Origin of the sequence: Diplocloster hominis (assembly GCF_032380655.1) — a bacterium.
Lineage (GTDB): Bacteria > Bacillota > Clostridia > Lachnospirales > Lachnospiraceae > Diplocloster > Diplocloster hominis.
In genome coordinates this window covers 61,761-81,629 of record NZ_JAWDIY010000021.1, presented here as the reverse complement: position 1 = coordinate 81,629, position 19,869 = coordinate 61,761, and the positions used below count along the sequence as shown (strand labels likewise).

Annotated in this window: 17 protein-coding genes; all 17 read left to right on the top strand. The window is 49.8% G+C overall.

The features are described from left to right. Window positions 1-734 precede the first annotated feature (734 nt). The 17 genes from ABC831_RS18135 (at window position 735) to gndA (ending at window position 19,858) form a co-directional block, all read left to right on the top strand. Window positions 735-1,619, top strand: a complete 885-nt coding sequence (locus tag ABC831_RS18135) for a carbohydrate ABC transporter permease (protein WP_343249493.1) — start codon at window positions 735-737, stop codon at window positions 1,617-1,619. Window positions 1,620-1,631: 12 nt separating this feature from the next. After that, on the top strand, window positions 1,632-2,468 hold the full coding sequence (locus tag ABC831_RS18130; RefSeq protein ID WP_158352823.1) for a carbohydrate ABC transporter permease: 837 nt from the start codon (window positions 1,632-1,634) through the stop codon (window positions 2,466-2,468). Window positions 2,469-2,567: 99 nt separating this feature from the next. Next, window positions 2,568-4,460 (top strand): ADP-ribosylglycohydrolase family protein, encoded by a 1,893-nt coding sequence (locus ABC831_RS18125; protein ID WP_343249492.1) that lies wholly within the window; start codon window positions 2,568-2,570, stop codon window positions 4,458-4,460. 511 nt (window positions 4,461-4,971) lie between these two features. Then, window positions 4,972-5,937, top strand: a complete 966-nt coding sequence (gene spoIIIAA, locus ABC831_RS18120; protein ID WP_343249491.1) for a stage III sporulation protein AA — start codon at window positions 4,972-4,974, stop codon at window positions 5,935-5,937. Continuing rightward, a complete protein-coding gene (locus ABC831_RS18115) occupies window positions 5,931-6,449 on the top strand; it encodes a stage III sporulation protein AB (RefSeq protein ID WP_158352820.1) in 519 nt (172 codons plus the stop codon). The genes spoIIIAA and ABC831_RS18115 overlap by 7 nt, the downstream gene beginning before the upstream one ends. 113 nt (window positions 6,450-6,562) lie before the next feature. Continuing rightward, the gene (gene spoIIIAC, locus ABC831_RS18110) at window positions 6,563-6,757 is read left to right on the top strand and encodes a stage III sporulation protein AC (RefSeq protein ID WP_158344120.1); all 195 of its coding nucleotides are present in this window, start codon (window positions 6,563-6,565) and stop codon (window positions 6,755-6,757) included. A 15-nt stretch (window positions 6,758-6,772) separates the two neighbouring features. Beyond that, window positions 6,773-7,162, top strand: a complete 390-nt coding sequence (locus ABC831_RS18105; RefSeq protein ID WP_158352819.1) for a SpoIIIAC/SpoIIIAD family protein — start codon at window positions 6,773-6,775, stop codon at window positions 7,160-7,162. 13 nt (window positions 7,163-7,175) lie between these two features. Then, the gene (locus ABC831_RS18100) at window positions 7,176-8,354 is read left to right on the top strand and encodes a stage III sporulation protein AE (RefSeq protein WP_343249490.1); all 1,179 of its coding nucleotides are present in this window, start codon (window positions 7,176-7,178) and stop codon (window positions 8,352-8,354) included. 14 nt (window positions 8,355-8,368) lie between these two features. Continuing rightward, window positions 8,369-9,022, top strand: a complete 654-nt coding sequence (gene spoIIIAF, locus ABC831_RS18095) for a stage III sporulation protein AF (protein ID WP_343249489.1) — start codon at window positions 8,369-8,371, stop codon at window positions 9,020-9,022. A 3-nt stretch (window positions 9,023-9,025) separates the two neighbouring features. Then, the gene (locus tag ABC831_RS18090; protein ID WP_343249488.1) at window positions 9,026-9,592 is read left to right on the top strand and encodes a stage III sporulation protein AG; all 567 of its coding nucleotides are present in this window, start codon (window positions 9,026-9,028) and stop codon (window positions 9,590-9,592) included. 58 nt (window positions 9,593-9,650) lie between these two features. Continuing rightward, window positions 9,651-10,349 (top strand): SpoIIIAH-like family protein, encoded by a 699-nt coding sequence (locus ABC831_RS18085; RefSeq protein ID WP_343249487.1) that lies wholly within the window; start codon window positions 9,651-9,653, stop codon window positions 10,347-10,349. Window positions 10,350-10,977: 628 nt separating this feature from the next. Next, a complete protein-coding gene (locus ABC831_RS18080) occupies window positions 10,978-12,141 on the top strand; it encodes a phosphopentomutase (protein ID WP_343249486.1) in 1,164 nt (387 codons plus the stop codon). 106 nt (window positions 12,142-12,247) lie between these two features. Further along, entirely contained in the window at window positions 12,248-13,651 is a 1,404-nt protein-coding gene (argH, locus tag ABC831_RS18075; protein WP_343249485.1) for an argininosuccinate lyase, read from the top strand. A 153-nt stretch (window positions 13,652-13,804) separates the two neighbouring features. Beyond that, entirely contained in the window at window positions 13,805-14,890 is a 1,086-nt protein-coding gene (gene asd, locus ABC831_RS18070) for an aspartate-semialdehyde dehydrogenase (protein ID WP_343249484.1), read from the top strand. A gap of 1,024 nt (window positions 14,891-15,914) precedes the next feature. Beyond that, window positions 15,915-16,955: an aldose epimerase family protein gene (locus tag ABC831_RS18065; protein WP_343249483.1), complete on the top strand. Its 1,041-nt coding sequence runs from the start codon at window positions 15,915-15,917 to the stop codon at window positions 16,953-16,955. Window positions 16,956-17,347: 392 nt separating this feature from the next. Further along, window positions 17,348-18,349: a lactonase family protein gene (locus tag ABC831_RS18060; RefSeq protein WP_343249482.1), complete on the top strand. Its 1,002-nt coding sequence runs from the start codon at window positions 17,348-17,350 to the stop codon at window positions 18,347-18,349. Between the two features lie 102 nt (window positions 18,350-18,451). Next, window positions 18,452-19,858, top strand: a complete 1,407-nt coding sequence (gndA, locus tag ABC831_RS18055) for an NADP-dependent phosphogluconate dehydrogenase (RefSeq protein WP_343249481.1) — start codon at window positions 18,452-18,454, stop codon at window positions 19,856-19,858. The last annotated feature ends 11 nt before the right edge of the window (window positions 19,859-19,869 follow it).

The following is a 19,869-nucleotide window of genomic DNA, read 5'->3' as shown; positions in this document are numbered from 1 at the left end:
GCAGCTATTGAAAATGTACTTAAAGGAAAGGTAAGTCAGGCAAAACGTAGATATAGTATACGCAGCTATAGAAAACGTACTTAAAGAAAACGTAAGTCGGGCAAAGTGTAGATATAGTTTACGCAGCTATAGAGAACATATCTAAAAGAAGCGTAACTAAGACAAAATGTTGTTATAGGGATTTTATAGAAAAATGTAGCTAAAGACTACGTATCAAAGGAAAACATAGTTATAGGATACGTGTCTATAGGGAAAATATAGCTACACAAAAAACAACTACAGTAGAACGTAAACTATAGGTAAACACAACTATAGAAAAACCATATATTAAAAAACCAAAATGTTTAAACGGCAACAGTTCATGTAGTAAATGTAGAATATGAATCTAAGGTATCACCAAGGTAGGGGCGGGATGGCGCAAGGGCAGCCTGTGGGGGCGGGGGCGAATCAGTAACGGGCGCCAAATCGCTTGAGACTGTGCCTTAGAACGGGTTACGCAGAAGAGGGGGAAACCTCGCAGGACCCGGGGCACTGTCTGAGCCGTTCTTTGGCGAGTTTGCCCCGGGTCCTGCTAATAAGAGGTTTCCCCCTCTTCGGAGTTACCCGTTCTTAGGCACAGTCGAAGCGATTTGGCGCCCGTTACTGATTCGCCCCCGCCCCCACAGGCTGCCCTTGCGCCATCCCGCCCCGGCCCCAAGAATACCAATATATATTAAGGAAAGGAACTATGAGATATGAAGAAAGTGTTAGGGAACAAATGGTATATCTTTATGCTGTGCGCTCCGGCCATGCTGTTGTTGATTGCCTTTGTGCTGTATCCCATCTTGAATATAGTGGTCATGTCCCTCCAGAAAACGGATGGTCTGACACCGGCTAAGTTTATAGGGCTTAAGAATTTTGTACAGCTGTTTACGGATGATGGATTTATGAGGGCGAATCTGGCTTCTCTGGGCCTGTGCCTGCTGGCTGTGCTTTGTAATGCGATACTGGCGATCGCGGTGTCGATTCTGCTGTGTACGCTGGGACCTAAGACACAGAAAATACTGCGCACTGCATTTATCATACCGCTGGTACTGTCGATTTCAGTTATCTCCCAGTTGTGGCTGACCATTTACCATGCGGACTGGGGCCTTTTGAATACTATGCTGGATAAGATTGGGCTGGGATTTTTGCAGAATGAATGGCTGATTAATCCAAAGACGGCCATGGTCTGTATCGCCATAGTGGGTATGTGGTGGATGTTCGGTATGGATCTTTTGATGTCGTACTCGGGGATCAAGGCGATCCCGGAGAGCTATTTTGAAGCGGCGCAGTTAGACGGGGCGGGCTTTTGGCAGACGGTAAGGCATATTACGCTGCCGCTGCTTAAGGATGTGGCGAAGATGTGCGTGACCATATCCGCCATCGGCGGTCTGTTTACTTTTCCGCAGGTTTATATTATGACAGGCGGAGGGCCGGGGGATCTGACCACTACGGTGATGATGTATATGTATAAGCAGGCTTTTTCAAATCAGAGATACGGCCTGGCCGCTGCAGTGGGCCTGATGGTGATATTGGAAACCTGTGTGGTGCTGGCTGTGATTAACTGGCTGTTTAAAAAGGGCAGAAGTGCGGAGTAGGAGGGAAAAGAAATGAGAATACAACATAAATGGATCCGGGTTGCACTGACGGTGGTGTTCGGTATCTGTGCGTTTTCTTCCGTATATCCTCTGTTCTGGATGCTGCTGAACTCTTTTAAGGATACTTCGGAGATTATGACGGGGAGCTCTTTTGGACTGCCGTCGTTCTGGAAATTTGAGAATTATACGGATGCGCTGTTTAACCGGGATATACTGAAGTTCTTTTTGAACAGTGTGATTGTGACCGGCGCTACCCTGGTGCTGACCGTGGTTTCCGCCACCATGCTGGCTTATGCGCTGACCAGAATGAGATGGAAAGGGGCTGGGAAACTAAATAAAGTGGTGACCCTTGGTATCCTGCTTCCGTCCCAGATCGTTATCGTGCCGATCTTCGTGATGCTGCGGGAAATGCATCTGGTCAACAATCCGATGTCTTTGATTCTGACCATATCCGCCTTTAATATCGCAATGGCGACGCTGATGGCCTGCAGTTTTATGAAGGGCATCCCGATGGAAATGGAAGAGGCGGCGGTGATGGACGGAGCCGGCATCTTTACGATTCTATTTAAGATTATCACGCCGATTATCAAACCGGCGGTGGCCACAATGTGTATCAATACATTTATCAACAGCTGGAACGAATTCATCTATGCACTGGTGCTGATTAACGGTGAAAAATACCGGACCCTGCCCATCGCGCTGATGAACTATTCTTCCGGAAAATACGGGACGGATTACGGCGGCATGTTCGCAGCTATGGTTATAACCAGTATTCTGCCGGTTCTGCTGTTTGTATTTTTCAGCAATCAGGTGGAGAAAACCTTCTCGGCCGGTGCGATATTAAAATAGTCTTTGCATGTGCAGGATTTATCTGTGACAGCGATATATGTCTTGCGGCGTGAATATCCGTGATGCAAAGTTTTATATTATTGAAAAAGGAGAAATACCATGCAGATCACATATCAAGAATATCTCGACAAAGTTCACGGCGGCTGGATCGGCAAATGCCTGGGCGGCGCCGCAGGAGCTCCGGTGGAGGGGATCAAGAAAGTGATCCCTTATGAGCATTACCGGGAAGTAATCCGGCCGGACCTGCCCAACGATGATCTCGATCTCCAGCTATTGTGGCTGGAGGTGCTGCAAAAGAAAGGGCTGTCCATTACTTCCAGGGATCTGGCGGACGCCTGGAATCGGCAGTGTTGGTACCCGTTCAGCGAATACGGATTGTTTCTGAAAAACTATGAGCGGGGGATCATGCCGCCCTGCAGCGGATCTTTTAATAACCCGGTCTTTCAGGAGGGCGAGGGATGTCCGATCCGCTCGGAGATCTGGGGAATGATCTTTCCCGGGAATCCGGAGAAAGCCGCTTTGTACGCCCGGATGGACGGCTGCCTGGACCATGCCGGGGCAGCGGTATGGATCGAAGAATACTATGCGGCGATGGAGGCAGCGGCTTTTGCAGAGCCGGATATCCAGAAGCTGATCGACAGCCAGCTGCGGTATCTTCCGGAAGGGTCCCGCCCCAGGAACTGTGTGGAGGATGTCCGGAGGGACTATGCAGCCGGCTGCCGGGACTGGCAGACCGCCAGGACCCGGATGATGCGGAAATATGCCCATTTTGACTTTACCAATGCGGTGACGAATCTGGGAATCGTGATCATCGCGCTGCTATATGGGGAAGGGGATATGGACCGGACTGTCAATATTGCATTCCGCTGCGGCTACGATACCGACTGTACCTGCGCCACCGCGGCCGCCCTGTTGGGCATTACCATTGGTGCCGCCGGCATCGATCCGGCACTCAAAGCTATGGCAACGGATCATTTCGTGATAGGTATTGCCGTAGAACGGGAGAACAATTCCATCGCTGCACTGGCGAAAGAGACCTGCGCTGTTGGAATCCTGGCCAACGCCGCGGATATTACCGGCATTCCTGATGATGTGAGAATCCCGGAACCGGCGGGCAGAGGAGATAACCCGGGCATTCAGATCGAAGTAAACTATACATCCCAGCCGGCGATCGGGCGGATGGATCAGTGTACGTGTGATATTACCCTGCACAATCAGAGCGATCATAGTGTCGATGGTACGGTCACGGTCAGCGGCTTGCCTAAGGGGTGGGAAATCTCAGGCAGCCGGCAGCCTGTCTCCCTGAACGCAGGGGAAAGCAAAAGCGTCCCGATCCAGATCCATACCACTGGCCAGGTAAAACAGATCAATAATAAAAACCTGCTGCAGATCGAATACGCGGAAACCGTTCACGAGTTCGGGATCGCAGGGGCTATGGTATGGCAGGCGGTTGGGCCATATTTTGAGGCTCTGGAAAAACAGGACCGTCCGGGACAGCCCTCCCCCCACGGAGAAGGCTGTAACCTGCCGACCTTAGAGTGTATGGTTAACAACGCGGCCTACCTAAACAAAGCTTATCTGGATGAACAAAACTTCAGAAAAGCATTCCAGGAAGAAGACACGGTGTGGATCAACGCTTACGAGGATCTGCTTCCCCTGGATGAGACCTTTACCTTCCGGGGACAGGGGGCGGTCTATGTAAGACAGACTCTCATATCACCGGAAGACCGGGAGCTGTGGGTAGTGATCGGCAACAATGACGGATACCGCCTGTGGGTGAACCAGGAATTGGTCATGGAGCGGGACGAGATACGCCTGTGGACTCCCACCAACAACTACGAGATCATACGCCTGGCCAAAGGGGAAAATGAAATCGTTCTGAAACTCCTTCGCAGAACCGAAAGCCTCAAATTCAGCTTCGGCCTGCGAAAATACGAAGGGGAACACTTCCATCGGAAACGGTGGTATACAGATTTTGCGTCAGAGATATAAACAGATTTTGGAGACCGGACATTAATTGAATAAGTAGAAAACCCGTAAGCTGCGGCAGCTATTATTTATTATGAGTAGTACATCAGATAATAAGTTTCTGGTTCAAAAGCATCTATAGCAGTATTGATAAATCAGGACATTCTGGAAACAAAAGCATCAGGAACTTAATTTACGATGTAGTAGTATCTTACTAATAGTGTGAGCGAATTACGGGATTATCAGGAACCCTGAAAAAGTGTAGTATTGAGCTTTTTCAGGGCTTTCTTTTTTCGGGCAGGAGGTTGAGTTCCCGGCGAATAGGCTCGGTACCTGAATCCGGCTCCCGCCTTTACTTAGCAGCTGTCAGCGCAAGCCCTAAGCCCCTCCGGAGGGCCCCCGTCCCCCAACGCCATCTCCCCCGGGTCCGCGTGCGGCCTTCCCGGTTTTTCCGCCCCCACCTCCCAAAAAGAAATTTTCCAATTCCGTGCATTTTTTTGGACATCCCACATATATTGTTCTAAGAGGTGAAGAGATGGACAAGAAAAGCGAACTGATGAAAGTATTGGCAAAGAGAATACGAATCCTACTGGAACAGCTTCCCCTGAATTTTGAGGACCTCCAGGAGATCAGGCTGCGCGTCAACGGTCCCCTCTTGATCATCTACAGAGGCCGCGAATATTTCGTGAGTGAGGCCCCAGCGCTTGGCAGTGACAGAGCACAGGCCGTAATCGTGGACAAACAGGATGTGCAGGAGACACTGGAATATGTGGGCAACTATTCCCTGTATGCCTTCGAAGATGAGGTAAAGCAGGGGTTTATCACGATCCAGGGCGGCCACCGGGTGGGAATCGCAGGAAAAACCATCGTGGAGGGGGACAGGGTGAAAAGCCTGAAATACATATCATTTCTCAATATCCGGGTCTCCCATCAGATAAAAGGATGCGCCGATCCGGTTCTTCCTTATATCAGGAACGGGAATCAGATCTGCCACACCCTGATCATCTCACCGCCCAGGTGCGGCAAGACAACCCTGCTGCGGGACATGATCCGGCAGATTTCCGACGGACAAGGCTCATTTGCAGGACAAACCGTCGGAGTGGTGGACGAGAGATCTGAGATCGGGGGCTCATATCTGGGGGTTCCCGGCAATGATCTGGGGATTCGCACCGACGTAATGGACTGCTGTCCGAAAGCGGAGGGTATGATGATGCTGATCCGCTCCATGGCCCCCCAGGTGATCGCGGTGGATGAGATCGGGGATTACCAGGATGCCCATGCCATCGAGTCTGTGATCCACTGCGGATGCAAGCTGATCGCCACGGTCCACGGCAGTTCCCTTCAGGATATTCTGCAGAAGCCGCTGCTGGAAAAACTGGTGGCGGAACACACTTTCGACCGCTATATCATATTGTGTAACGGGAAAAGGGTGGGGACGGTACAGGACATCTTCGATGCAAAGGGCGACAGCCTTTTGAGGAGGGGGTTTGCGGGATGTTAAAGATGATCGGTGTTCTGCTGGTGGTGACGGCCTCCACGGGCCTTGGATTTTCCGTGAGCCGGGATCTGAAGCTTCGGATCGACCAGCTGCATTATTTGAGGAAGCTGATGCTGATGCTGCAGGGAGAGATCAAATATGTAAAGGCTCCGCTGCCGGAGGCATTTGCCAGTATCGGCAGGCGGATCCGGGAACCCTTTCAGGATTTCTTCGCCGGAGTGGCACAGGATATGGATCACTGCGAGGGGGAGACCTTTCAGGAAATATGGGACAGGCGCATCCGGGAGGACTTAAAGGAGACCCGCCTGACTAAGGCGGATCTGGAGAGCCTGCGGCATATGGGGGAAAATATCGGTTATCTGGATCATGAGATGCAGCTGGGTACACTGGGCTTATATACCGAACAGCTGGAAAATGAAATTCATGCGGCAGAAAAAGTGTTCGGGTCAAAATCCAGAATATATCATTGCCTGGGCGTTATGGGCGGCATTTTTATAGCAATCCTGATCCTGTAAAAGCGTGAACAAAAAAGGCGCAGTAAATGCGCCTCTGGAGGTAAACGTGAGCAAAAGGCAGCTCACGCATCCCTGAATAAAAGGCGCAGTAAATGCGCCCTCTGGAGGTAAACATGAGCGTTAATCTCATATTTAAAATAGCAGCGGTGGGAATACTGGTTTCCGTATTAAGCCAGGTGTTAAAACACAGCGGACGGGAGGAACATGCTTTCCTGACCAGCCTGGCGGGATTGATTCTGGTTTTATTCTGGATCCTGCCCTATATATTTGATTTGTTTCAGACCATTAAGGACTTATTTATGCTGTAAAGGCGGTGAAAGCGGATGGATATGCTGAGAATCGGCATTCTGGGTATTGTGGGAATTTTATTGGCGGTTCAATTAAAGGGGACAAAGCCGGAGTATTCCGTTTACATAAGTATAGCTACCAGTCTGGTCATTTTCTTCTACGCGGCCAGACGTCTGGAGATCATTATCCAGGCAATACAGACCATACAGAGTTTTATTTCCGTTCACAGCGCTTATATCAGTACGCTGGTGAAGATCATCGGGATTACCTATATCTCGGAATTTTCTTCCGCGATCTGCAAGGATGCCGGTCATGCCACCATAGCCAGCCAGATCGAGGTGTTCAGTAAACTGGCGATCCTGGCGGTCAGTATGCCGATCCTTCTGGCGCTTCTGGAGACTATTAACGGCTTCCTGGCAGCCTGAAAGGATGGGGAGAGTGAAAAAAAGCAGAATTATTTTTTGGACAGCCTTTTTACTGGCATTCTTCTCCGGCGGAATCTGTGCCTATGGCTCCCAGACAGAATCCTCCCAGACAGACCCGGTACAGGCCGGTTCCCCGCAGCTTGATACCTCCCTGTTAGATGAAGTCGAATTTGGGGATATCCAGCAGACGCTGGATGAGGTGCTGGGGAAATCCGATGTGGATTTTGAAGGAACCGTCCGGAAAGTACTGGATGGTGACGCAAAATTCAGTCTGGATCTGGTCAAGGATCTGGTCTTTGGCAGAATCGAGCAGGAATTTGGCAATAACCGCAGGATGCTGGTGCAGATCCTGATTCTGGTGACCGCTTCCGCCATATTCATGAATTTTGCCAATGTATTCGAAAATCAACAGATTGCAGAGGTCAGTTTTTACATTATATATCTGCTGCTTCTGGCCATCCTGATCACCTCCTTTGAGACGATCACGAAGCTGACTACAGGTGCCATCGGAGGAATCCTGGATTTTATGAGGGCGCTGATCCCCGCGTATTTTTTAACCGTGGCTGTTGCCAGCGGGGGAACCACGGCTACCGCATTTTATGGATTTACCCTGGGTCTGGTGTATCTGGTGAACTGGATCCTGTTAAATATTATCCTTCCCATGATCCACATCTATGTCATCCTGGTCCTGGTCAATAACCTGTCAAAAGAAGACTTTCTCTCCAGACTGGCTTCTTTGATCCGCAGTGTGGTGGAATGGATACTAAAATCACTGTTGGCGCTGGTGATCGGATTTTCCGTCATTCAAAGCCTGATCGCCCCCGCGGTGGATGCTTTCCGGGTATCGGTGTTAAACAAGACGGCGGGGATTATTCCGGGGGTGGGAGGAACGATCAACGCGGTAACCGAAGTGATCATCGGGTCCTCCGTATTGATCAAGAACAGCATCGGGGTGGCGGCCATGATTATTCTGCTGCTGATCTGTCTGATACCGGTGTTAAAGCTTTTGATTTACACATTTCTCTATAAACTGGTGGCGGCGGTAGTACAGCCGGTGTCGGACAAACGGATGCTGGGCTGTATCAGCTGTGTGGGAGAGGGAGCCAAGCTGTCCATGAAGGCGATCTTTACCGCGGCGGTTTTGTTTATGGTTACGATCGCGGTGGTGAGCGCCTCCAGCCTGACAGGTTGAGACAGGAGGAACGGGTGAACATAAAAATCCACCCATACCTATATGTGCGGGAAAACGCACGATTGGAGGAAATGTTGATCGAACAGATTTATCAGTGGGTAAAAAATATCGCGTTCTATCTGATCCTGATCACCGCGGTTATGAATGTACTTCCCAACAATAATTATAAAAAATATGTGAAACTTTTTACCGGTATGGTACTGGTATTGCTGGTCCTCTCACCGATCACCAGCCTGTTAAAATTAAACCGCACGATGGATTTTACATTTATGACCAGCAGCTTTGAGCAGGAATTAAATGAGCTGGACGATCAGGCGGAATCTTTCGAATATGCGCAGAAAAGCAGGCTGTTTACCGGATATGAGGAGGAGGTGGCGAAAGAGATCGGGGAAGTGGTGGAGCAGGATGGTTTGTATCCGGTGGACATTCAGGTCGTGATGGAGGAGGATGAGAGCAGTGAGGATTACGGCAGTATCCGTCAGATCCATATTACGGCTGCATATTCCCAAAAACAGGCGGAGGGGATCTATATCGAACCTGTCCGCATCGGAACTGAGGAAAAGGAAGAGTATCAGCCCGAAAGTATGGAAGAAATTAACATAAAAAATGATTTGGAACGCTTCTATAATATTTCCGCAAGTAATATAAATATTAATATACAGAGGTAGCCTATGAAAATGGGAAAGCTGAATATCAAAAATTTAAAAAAGGATCAGCTGCTGATCATTTTACTGGTAGGAGTGCTTCTGGTGATCATCGCACTTCCCACGGATAAGAAAAGTAAGACGCAGGAAGAAAAAGAACAGCCAACAGCCCAGCAGGCCGGAGCGGTTTCCCCGAATTCCGATGAGACAGAGCTGGAACAGAAACTCAAAAGGGCGCTGAGCCAGGTAGAGGGCGTCGGCAAGGTGGATGTGATGATCACCCTCAAGTCGAAGGGGGAAAAGATCGTCGAGAAAGACCAGAATACTACCGGCAATGTGGTAACGGAGACAGACAGCGAAGGCGGAACCCGGGAAACCAAGGAGACGAACACGCAGGAAACGACAATATACGCGCAGGAGGGCAGCGGTACCCAGACACCTTATGTCATAAAAGAACTGGGTCCGGAAATTGAGGGGGTCATAATTATAGCGGAAGGCGGGGGAGATGCGAGAGTTGTTCAGAACATAACCGATGCAGTTGAGGCATTATTTCATGTAGAGGCACATAAAATTAAAGTAATGAAAATGAAATGACGGGATGGCCATGAATAAAAATGAAAGCTTAAAAAATAGCAAGAATGGAGGCAGAAAAGTGAAAAATATATTTAAAAAGAATTCGGTGATTATAACGGCATTGGCGATCATGATCGCGATCGCAGGCTATCTGAATTATTCGGGAAACAAGCTGGGCAAGGAAGACGCGGAGGCCACCAGCAGTACTAATGTGGCCGAAAACGAACTGTCGGACATTTCCGATGAGGATATTCTCTCACAGGCCAGCACGGATGGGACACAGCCTGCAGAGCAGGCTTCTTCCGGTGACATCGAAAGCTTAGATGTGGATCTGGACAACGGCGCCGCTGTTTCCTCTGATGAGGTCGCCAGCACCGGCAGCGAGACTCCCGGCGAAGCGGTGCTTGCCAACTCCTCTAACGTAGGGTTCGCGGCCCAGGCCAAACTGGATAAAGAACAGCTTCGGGCAAAAAACAAAGAAACCCTGATGGAAGTCATCAACAACACGAACATCACAGAAGAGCAGAAACAGACGGCCATCGATAACATGATCGCTATGACCGACATTGCAGAAAAAGAAACTTCAGCAGAGATGCTTTTGGAAGCCAAGGGCTTCACAGATGTGGTAGTCAGCGTTACGGAAAACGGGGCGGATGTCATCGTGAATGCGGCTGAGGTCTCCGATGCCCAGAGAGCACAGATCGAAGACATTGTGAAGAGAAAGACGGATGTTCCCGCTGAAAATATTGTCATCACTACCATGAATGCCACGGAATAACAGGAATACATACATTCTCTCTGAATTCCCCTTCATGAATCATATGGTTTTGTTTTTTCGATTCTTAATGATCAATCAGGGTCTGAGGAGCCAAAAGCTCCCCAGACCCGTTTGATTTCCAGAAATTCAATTTGGGACATGTCCATTCCAGTTTGGGACATGTCCATTTCGGTTTTATGAGGTATGGAAGCTGTGAGATGTGTCAAGATACAGAGTTATAATAAGTTAATGTATTTTGGAAACGGGAATGTATCTGACTTTATATATGTTTTTACTACTTTTGTCAGTGAATCATCTGTGCTATAATGAATAGCAGTAATTTTGGAGATGCTGATAGATATCATTCATATAAGATTTAAGAGGTTTATACTTGTTTCATATAAGGAATTACCGAAGAGATGTTTCTTGTTTTGATAGTGATAGCACAGAATGATCTGCCAGAAAAGTAAGAGGTAATTGCGATGCGCACGTTTGAAAGATGCATTTCACCTCTTGGTAAAGGGATGCTTAAACCGAAATAGACATGTCCCAAACCGAAATGGACATGTCCCAAACTGAAATGGACATGTCCCAAACCAGAATGGACATGTCCCCAACTCACAAAAAATAAAAAGAATGGAGAATGAAGATGAAAAGAGTTTTTCTGATCGTACTGGATAGTGTAGGAATCGGCGAACTGCCGGATGCCGGGGAATACGGAGATAAGGGCAGTAATACGCTGAAGGCGTGCTCCGCAAGCCCGTATTTTGATATGCCGAACATGGGAAAATTAGGTCTGTTTAACATTGATCAGGTGGACTGCGGACCGAAGGAAGATCATCCTGAAGGTGCCTGGTGCAGACTGTCGGAAGCCTCTAAGGGGAAGGACACCACCATCGGCCATTGGGAGATCGCAGGACTGATATCGGATAAGCCGATGCCCACCTACCCTGATGGATTCCCGAAAGAACTGCTGGATGAATTCTCCCGCCGGACAGGCCGGGGCTGGCTTTGTAACAAACCATATTCCGGTACGGATGTTATTCGGGATTATGGAGAGCAGCATGTGAAAACGGGGGATTTGATCGTCTATACCTCGGCGGACAGTGTATTCCAGGTGGCGGCGCATGAGGAAGTAGTGCCCATCGGGGAGCTGTACCGGGACTGTGAGATCGCCAGGGAGCTCCTGGTTGGTGAGCATGGAGTCGGCCGGGTGATCGCCAGACCTTTTGTCGGGACTGCCCCGGATTTTAAGCGTACCAGTAACCGCCATGACTTCTCGTTGATCCCGCCAAAGGCTACGATGCTTACCCAGCTGTCTGAGGCTGGCTTTGATGTGTTAAGCGTTGGTAAGATCGTGGATATTTTCGCATCGGATGGGGTGACGGATTTTGTGAGGACGATCAGTAATGAGGATGGAATCGATAAGACATTGATCTATATGGATCGGGATTTTGAGGGACTGTGCTTTACGAATCTGGTGGATTACGATATGCTCTACGGCCATAGAAATGACGTGGACGGCTACGCAAAAGCCCTTACCTATTTTGATAAGAGGCTGCCCGAGCTGCTGGACAGATTAAGAGAAGATGACATCTTAATGATCACGGCAGACCATGGCTGTGATCCCTCCACGCCATCTACAGATCACTCCAGAGAATATACGCCCCTTGTCATTGCTGGAAAACGAATCAGAAAAGGGGCTAATCTGGGAACGAGGACCACTTTCGCGGATATCGGAGCTACGGTAGTGGACTATTTTGGAGTACCTCTGAAAATAGACGGTACCTCATTCCTGAACGAGATAATCTGAAGCCGCCCGCCAATATTGGCATGAGACAATTATAGACGATTAAAAGGATAAGTTTAAAATAAAGGGATAAATAAAATATCAAAGATACGAAAGGAAAGAGAATACTATGGCACAATTATGGGGAGGCCGTTTCACGAAGCAGACGGACCAGCTGGTTTATGATTTTAATGCATCCATTACCTTTGACCAGCGCTTTTATAAGCAGGATATAGAGGGCAGCATCGCCCATGTGGTCATGATGGCGCAGCAGGGAATGCTGACGGAAGAAGAAAGGGAGCAGATCGTGGAGGGGCTGAAAGGAATCCGGGAAGACGTGGAATCCGGAAAACTTCAGATAACCGAAGAATACGAGGATATCCATAGTTTTGTGGAGGCGAATCTGATCGAACGGATCGGCCAGGTGGGAAAGAAACTGCATACAGGCCGCAGCCGTAATGATCAGGTCGCATTGGACATGAAACTGTATGTCCGTGTGGGGGTGCTGGAAATTGAGTCCCTGGTCAGGGAGTTATTAGAGGTTCTGCTCCATATTATGGAAGAAAATACCGAGACCTACATGCCTGGATTCACACATCTGCAAAAGGCACAGCCGGTAACGCTTTCGCATCATCTGGGAGCATATTTTGAGATGTTTAAAAGAGACCGGGAGCGCCTGCAGGATGTGTTCAAGCGTATGAATTACTGCCCCCTGGGAGCCGGTGCGCTGGCAGGGACTACCTATCCGCTGGACCGGTACCGGACGGCGGAGCTGATGGGCTTCTATGGTCCGACGCAAAATAGTATGGATTCTGTCTCGGACCGGGATTATGTACTGGAACTATTGTCCGCCTGCTCGATCATTATGATGCATCTGAGCCGCTTCTCTGAAGAAATTATTATCTGGAATTCCAATGAGTATCAGTTCGTGGAGATCGATGACGCATTCAGCACGGGAAGCAGTATCATGCCCCAGAAGAAGAACCCGGATATCGCGGAGCTGGTCCGCGGCAAGACAGGCAGGGTCTATGGCGCGCTGATGGCGTTGCTTACGACCATGAAAGGCCTGCCGTTGGCTTACAACAAGGACATGCAGGAGGATAAGGAATGGACCTTTGACGCTCTGGACACGGTAAAAAAATGTATCCAGCTGTTTACCGGTATGATGTCTACCATGAAGTTCCGGAAAGATGTGATGGAAGTCAGCGCGAAAAATGGGTTCACCAATGCCACAGACGCCGCGGATTATCTGGTAAATCATGGCGTGCCGTTCCGCGACGCCCACGGGATCGTAGGGCGCCTGGTACTGTATTGTATCGATCGGAGCAAAGCTTTGGATGACATGACACTGGAGGAATTCAAGGCGGTCAGTCCGGTGTTTGGGGAAGATATTTACGATGCCATCAGCCTGGAGACCTGTGTGAATAAGCGGACCACACTGGGAGCACCGGGAAAAAGCGTAATGGAGCAGGTGATTGAACAAAATAAACAATACCTCAGTAAAGAATGGAATCCTTTCCCGGAAAAATGCTGAAATTAGGGAATTCAGTTGCTTTTTTTGCAGAATTGGAGTAGTATATTTCCAATAAAGACAAATGTACGCTGCACAAAAACAAATAATGAACAGATGAAGAGTTCCCACAGCGGAACTCTTACATATAAATAGAATAATGAGGAGAATGGGAAGATGAGTCAGAAATTAAGAGTAGGTATCCTGGGCGGTACCGGTATGGTAGGACAGCGTTTTATTTCATTATTGGAAAATCATCCGTGGTTTGAAGTGGTTACGATCGCCGCAAGCCCCCGGTCTGCAGGTAAGACATATGAGGACGCGGTAGGTGACCGTTGGAAAATGCAGACACCGATGCCGGAAGCGGTTAAGAAACTGGTAGTGATGAATGTCAATGAGGTTGAAAAAGTAGCAGCCAGTGTTGACTTTGTATTCAGCGCCGTCGATATGACGAAAGAAGAAATAAAAGCCATCGAGGAAGCGTATGCGAAAACAGAGACTCCGGTCGTGTCCAATAACAGCGCGCACCGTTGGACTCCGGACGTACCCATGGTAATACCGGAAATCAATCCGGAACACTTCGAGGTAATCAAATTCCAGAGACAGCGTCTGGGAACCCAGAGAGGATTTGTCGCAGTAAAACCCAACTGCTCCATCCAGAGCTATGCTCCCGTACTGACCGCCTGGAGAGAATTCGTTCCCACTGTAGTGGTAGCCACCACCTACCAGGCGATCTCCGGCGCAGGCAAGACCTTCAAAGACTGGCCGGAAATGATTGAAAATATCATCCCCTACATTGGAGGAGAAGAAGAAAAGAGCGAGCAGGAACCCTTACGTCTGTGGGGCAGCATCGAGAACGGAGAGATCGTCAAAGCGCAAAGCCCTGTCATCACCTGCCAGTGCATCCGTGTACCCGTGCTGGACGGACACACCGCAGCCGTATTCCTATCCTTTGAAAAGAAGCCGGCCAAAGAAGAACTGATCGACCGTTTAGTAAACTTCAGGGGCCTTCCCCAGGAACTGAACCTGCCCAGCGCTCCGAAGCAGTTCATTCAATACCTGGAAGAAGATAACCGTCCGCAAGTCAAGATGGACGTCAACTTTGAGAACGGCATGGGTATATCTGTAGGACGCCTTCGCGAAGACACCGTCTACGATTACAAATTCGTGGGCCTCTCCCATAATACGGTCCGCGGCGCGGCCGGCGGTGCGGTTTTATGCGCGGAGCTTCTGAAGGCGCAGGGGTATATTCAGGGGAAATAATTTGCTGGGGGCCGGCGCGGACTGGGGCGGGGACAGACACTGGAGGAGGAGCCAAAAGCCAGGATGTAACCCGCCAGGTGTCCGCTCGGTACGGACTTGCCCTATGGGGCCTGGCAGGGGAGCGGTGTCTGTGATCCCCTCTCTCACTTAAGGCTGTTACCCGGTGAAATCTAAATGAAATCGGATCGGCAGGTTTGCGGTACGTGGCTGATTCACCGTGAATGCTTGATGCATTCGCGGTTCAGCAGCCACCGAAAGACTGCATGGAACGCAGTCTTTCGCCACAAACCTGCCGATCCGATTTCATTAAGATTTCACACGGGCGCCTTATGTGAGAGAGGAGATCACAGACACCGTTCCCCTGCCAGGCCCCATAGGGCAAGTCCGTACCGAGCGGACACCTGGCGGGTTACATCCTGGCTTTTGGCTCCTCCCCCAGTGTCTGTCCCCGCCCCAGTCCGCGCCTGCTCTAATTCCGCCCGAAAATACCAGATTCATCTCAGGGGTGAGCTCATACGCCGCTCGCACCCGTTCTAATCCTGTCCTAATTCCACTTCAGTAAATGAAAGAAAAAAATTACAGATCCCCCAACCAGTCCGACCATGGAAAAAGGCCATATATAGTGCAGGGAGGAGAGCGGGACGGCCAAACCTGGGGGCACGGGCAGCAAATCTCGCGGGGCCATATCGCTTGAGACCGGACCTTAGAACGGGTTACGCAGATGGTGGGAGAACCTCGCAGGGCCTGGAACACTGTCCGAGCCGTCCTTTGGCGAGTTTGTTCCGGGCCCTGCCAATAAGAGGTTCTCCCTCCATCGGAGTTACCCGTTCTAAGGTCCGGTCGAAGCGATATGGCCCCGCGAGATTTGCTGCCCGTGCCCCCAGGTTTGGCCGCCCCGCTCTCCTCCCGGCCCTTAGTACCCTCCCAGATCCTCCATGTGCCTTTCTATGTGCCCATTGATTTTTGGAGGATTTCATAGTACGATGAAAGACGAAAGAATTTTACAAAAGGAGAGCATGCAGTTATGGGGATAACGACTAGTAAATTTCAGGATTCGGAAGCGACACTTTATACGATGGAGAATGGTAACGGATGTAAATTGACCGTGAGCGATTACGGCGCGATTTTGTATTCACTTATGGTGCCGGACCGGAACGGGAAAATGTTGGATGTGGTGCTTGGATTTGAGGGGCCGGAAGGATATCGGCACAATGATACGGGATTGGGAGCTGTTGTTGGAAGAAATGCCAACCGGATCGGGAAAGCGGCCTTCGAACTGAATGGGATTGTCTGGAAATTAGATCAAAATGATAATGGAAATAATCTGCACAGCGGATTCAACCGATACTATGAGCGGATGTGGGATGCGAAGATGAGCGGCACGGAGTCAGAACCCGCAGTTATTTTTAACCTGCACAGTCCGGATGGGGATCAGGGATTTCCCGGAACGGCGGATGTTACGGTGACTTATACGCTGACCGCTGACAATGAGGTGAAAATATCTTATCATGCGGTTTCGGATAAAGATACTGTTTTCAATATGACGAATCACAGCTATTTTAATCTGAACGGCCATGATTCAGGGAACGCTGTGGATCAGATACTCTGGATGGATGCAGATGCGTACACGCCAACGGACGCGGAGTCGATCCCTACCGGAGAGATCGCGCCGGTCGACCTTACCCCTATGGATTTCCGCGCGGCTAAGCGGATACGGGATGAGATCGACAGCGATTTTGAACAGCTGACGTTGGCCGGGGGTTATGATCATAACTGGGTGCTGGCCCATCCCGGCAGCGGACAGCCATTCGCTGTGTTAAAATCAGAGGAGAGCGGGATCGTGATGGAAATGTATACCGATCTGCCGGGTGTCCAGTTCTATAGCGGGAATTACCTGAAGGGAGAGATCGGAAAAGGCGGCTGCTCTTATGCAAGACGCGCCGGTGTCTGCTTTGAAACCCAGTATTATCCGGATGCCGTGAACAGGCCGGCGTTTCCTTCACCGGTGGTGAAGGCGGGGGAATGCTACGACACCACTACGGTTTACAAATTTAAATGTGAATAAATAAAGGGCGTTTTCGGCCGGACGGACAGGATCGTCAGATGATTGGCCTGCCGGGAAATGAAAAAGTCATACCAGATACGGAACATGATTTCATGTTTACATGAATATCTGGTATGCGAATTTTATTTCCCGGCAGTCCCATCATCCGGCGGTCCTGTCTTTTTGCTGCGGAAACCAGTTCCGTGAATATTTTATACGGAATGCAATAAAATATTAGAAATACTTATTGCAAATACAAACTGTAATTGATATAATTACATTTAAGGCGAGTAATGCAGGTAAGTAAAGAACAAGAATTGCTATCGGGATTTGTTACTAAGGAGGACGGTGGATCGGTCTGAGGTTCACCATAGCTATAGGTGCGGGAAACGCACAATGGAGGAAAGAGTAATATGAGCATATTAACGGGATACGCTGGAACTTATGAATCTGCGCAGAGTTTCGGCATCTACCGATTTACTGTAGATGAAGAGACGGGAGCATTGACAGAGCCTAAACTGTATTACCCGGCTCCGAATGCCAAATATGTATCTTTGCAGAAGGGGAAGATCGCTGCACCGGTGGAACGCCATAAGAGGGCCGGTATCTGCCTGGTAGATTTGTCAGCAGAGGACCCGGCAGCGGAGATTTTTTGCGAAGAGCAGACGGCATGTTATGTGGTACAGGACGGCACACGGATTTATACGGCGAATTACCACGAGGGGTCGGTTATGGTTTATGAAGAGCAGAAAACATCCGAAGAAGGCCTTCGCCTGCTCAAAAGAATCCAGATCGCGCCGGCTGCCGGCTGCCACCAGGTCATCCTGCATGGCCGGTATCTGCTGGTGCCCTGTTTGGAGCTTGATAAGGTACGGATCTTTGACAGCTCCCGGAATTATGAGCCGGCGGGAGAAATAAGTTTTCCGGCCGGAAGCGGACCAAGACACGGGATCTTTAACCGGGACCACACCAGGTTTTATCTGGTGACGGAACGAAGCAACGAACTGTACACCTTCCGTGTGGATGAAAACGCAGGCTTTTGTCAGCTGGATTCCTGTTCGGTTCTGCCGGAAAAGGGGACCAGGGAAGATGACACGGCAGCACTCCGGATATCACCGGATGAGCGGTTCCTGTATGTTTCCACCCGCGGTTCGGATCTTCTAAGCGTGTTCTCACTGGAAGGGGAACTTCCGGAAGTGGTACAGTTTGTGTCCTGCGGCGGCAGGCATCCCAGAGATTTTGTTATTGTACCGGGAGGAAAGTTCCTTCTGGTGGCCAACCGGTTTTCTAACAACCTGATCTGTTTCCGTCTGGGTGCCCGGACGGGAAGGATTAAGGAAATCTGTGATGCAGTCACCCTTAATGAGGTTGTCAGCCTCGTATTTGATCCAGAGGATATAAGTGTAATGAACTAAAATCTCTATGAGAGGGAAACCGAGAATAGCGGGAAGCCGCGAATAGAGGATAACAGAGGAATCGTATGAAGGAAAATAGACGGATAATATGGAGGAAGATAGATGGATAAATATGATATTGCGGTAATCGGACTTTCTGTGATGGGAAGGAGCCTGGCGCTTAATATGGCGGATCACGGATACCGGGTAGCCGTGTATAACCGGTCAAAAGAGTTAACCGACACGATGGTTAAGGAATATCCCCATGAGGGAATCCGCGCGTTTTACAGCCTGGAAGAACTGACAGAGGCGCTTAGCAGACCCCGGAAAATTATCATGATGATCAAAGCAGGAGCTCCTGTGGACGCGGTGATTTCAAATCTGGCGCCTCTGCTTCAGGAGGGGGATATCCTGATGGACGGCGGGAATTCTTTTTTCGAGGATACCAGAAGACGCTTTGAACTGCTTAAAAAGCAGGGGATCTGTTATTTTGGGGTTGGCATCTCAGGCGGAGAGGAAGGGGCCAGATTCGGACCATCCATTATGCCTGGAGGTGATGCGGACGTGTACCGTGAAATTGGGCCGGTTTTAAGTGACATCTCGGCAAAGGCGGAGGGGGAGCCCTGCTGTACCTACATCGGACCGGATGGGGCCGGCCATTATGTGAAAATGGTCCACAACGGAATTGAATATGCCGATATGCAGTTAATCGCCGAAGCCTATCTGCTGTTAAAATATATCGGGGGATTTGACAATCTTCGGCTGTCCGAGATTTTCGGGGAGTGGCAGTCGGGTGAGCTGAAGAGCTATCTGATCGGCATTACGGCTGATATACTAAAGGAGCCCGACGACTGTACCACCGGGGAACTGGTCGATTATATCCAGGACAGCGCGGCGCAGAAAGGCACCGGCCGGTGGACCAGTATCGAATCCCTGAAGCAGGGCATCGACGTATCGATGATCACGGCTGCCTGTAACGCCAGAGTGATGTCCAACCGGCTGCAGGAACGGGAAAAAGCGTTTCGGCTGCTGAAAGGGCCGGATATTGCGGCTGCGGACGATCCATCGGAATTTATCGGGATGGTGCGGGAGGGGCTCTATGCTGCTAAAATCATTGCTTATGCCCAGGGCTTTTCACTGCTGAAAGATGCCTCAAAACAGTATGATTGGAACCTTGAACTTGGCAGGATCGCGTCTATCTTCCGGGCCGGATGTATTATCCAGGCGGTTTTCCTGAATGATATAACAGCTGCATTTCAGGAGAATCCAAACCTTGAGAACCTATTGTTCAATGAGTTCTTCCGGAAGGGAATCGAGAAAAACCAAAACAGCCTGCGTGAAATCGTAACGCAGGGAATCAAAGCTGGTCTGCCGCTGCCTGCCATGACCAATGCGCTGGCGTATCTGGACGCGTTTCGCGGGGCACACGTGGGGGCGAACCTGATTCAGGCCCAGAGAGACTGCTTCGGCGCGCACACCTATCTGCGTACCGATCAGGAGGGCAGTTTCCACCATGACTGGGGGAAATAAGTTCACCCATA

Coding starts and splice junctions, on each gene's coding strand:
- spoIIIAC (WP_158344120.1), top strand. CDS start 6,563: ATGAGCGTTAATCTCATATTTAAAATAGCAGCGGTGGGAATACTGGTT.
- ABC831_RS18090 (WP_343249488.1), top strand. CDS start 9,026: ATGAAAATGGGAAAGCTGAATATCAAAAATTTAAAAAAGGATCAGCTG.
- argH (WP_343249485.1), top strand. CDS start 12,248: ATGGCACAATTATGGGGAGGCCGTTTCACGAAGCAGACGGACCAGCTG.
- ABC831_RS18065 (WP_343249483.1), top strand. CDS start 15,915: ATGGGGATAACGACTAGTAAATTTCAGGATTCGGAAGCGACACTTTAT.
- ABC831_RS18060 (WP_343249482.1), top strand. CDS start 17,348: ATGAGCATATTAACGGGATACGCTGGAACTTATGAATCTGCGCAGAGT.
- asd (WP_343249484.1), top strand. CDS start 13,805: ATGAGTCAGAAATTAAGAGTAGGTATCCTGGGCGGTACCGGTATGGTA.
- ABC831_RS18130 (WP_158352823.1), top strand. CDS start 1,632: ATGAGAATACAACATAAATGGATCCGGGTTGCACTGACGGTGGTGTTC.
- ABC831_RS18080 (WP_343249486.1), top strand. CDS start 10,978: ATGAAAAGAGTTTTTCTGATCGTACTGGATAGTGTAGGAATCGGCGAA.
- ABC831_RS18125 (WP_343249492.1), top strand. CDS start 2,568: ATGCAGATCACATATCAAGAATATCTCGACAAAGTTCACGGCGGCTGG.
- ABC831_RS18135 (WP_343249493.1), top strand. CDS start 735: ATGAAGAAAGTGTTAGGGAACAAATGGTATATCTTTATGCTGTGCGCT.
- ABC831_RS18105 (WP_158352819.1), top strand. CDS start 6,773: ATGGATATGCTGAGAATCGGCATTCTGGGTATTGTGGGAATTTTATTG.
- ABC831_RS18115 (WP_158352820.1), top strand. CDS start 5,931: ATGTTAAAGATGATCGGTGTTCTGCTGGTGGTGACGGCCTCCACGGGC.
- spoIIIAA (WP_343249491.1), top strand. CDS start 4,972: ATGGACAAGAAAAGCGAACTGATGAAAGTATTGGCAAAGAGAATACGA.
- gndA (WP_343249481.1), top strand. CDS start 18,452: ATGGATAAATATGATATTGCGGTAATCGGACTTTCTGTGATGGGAAGG.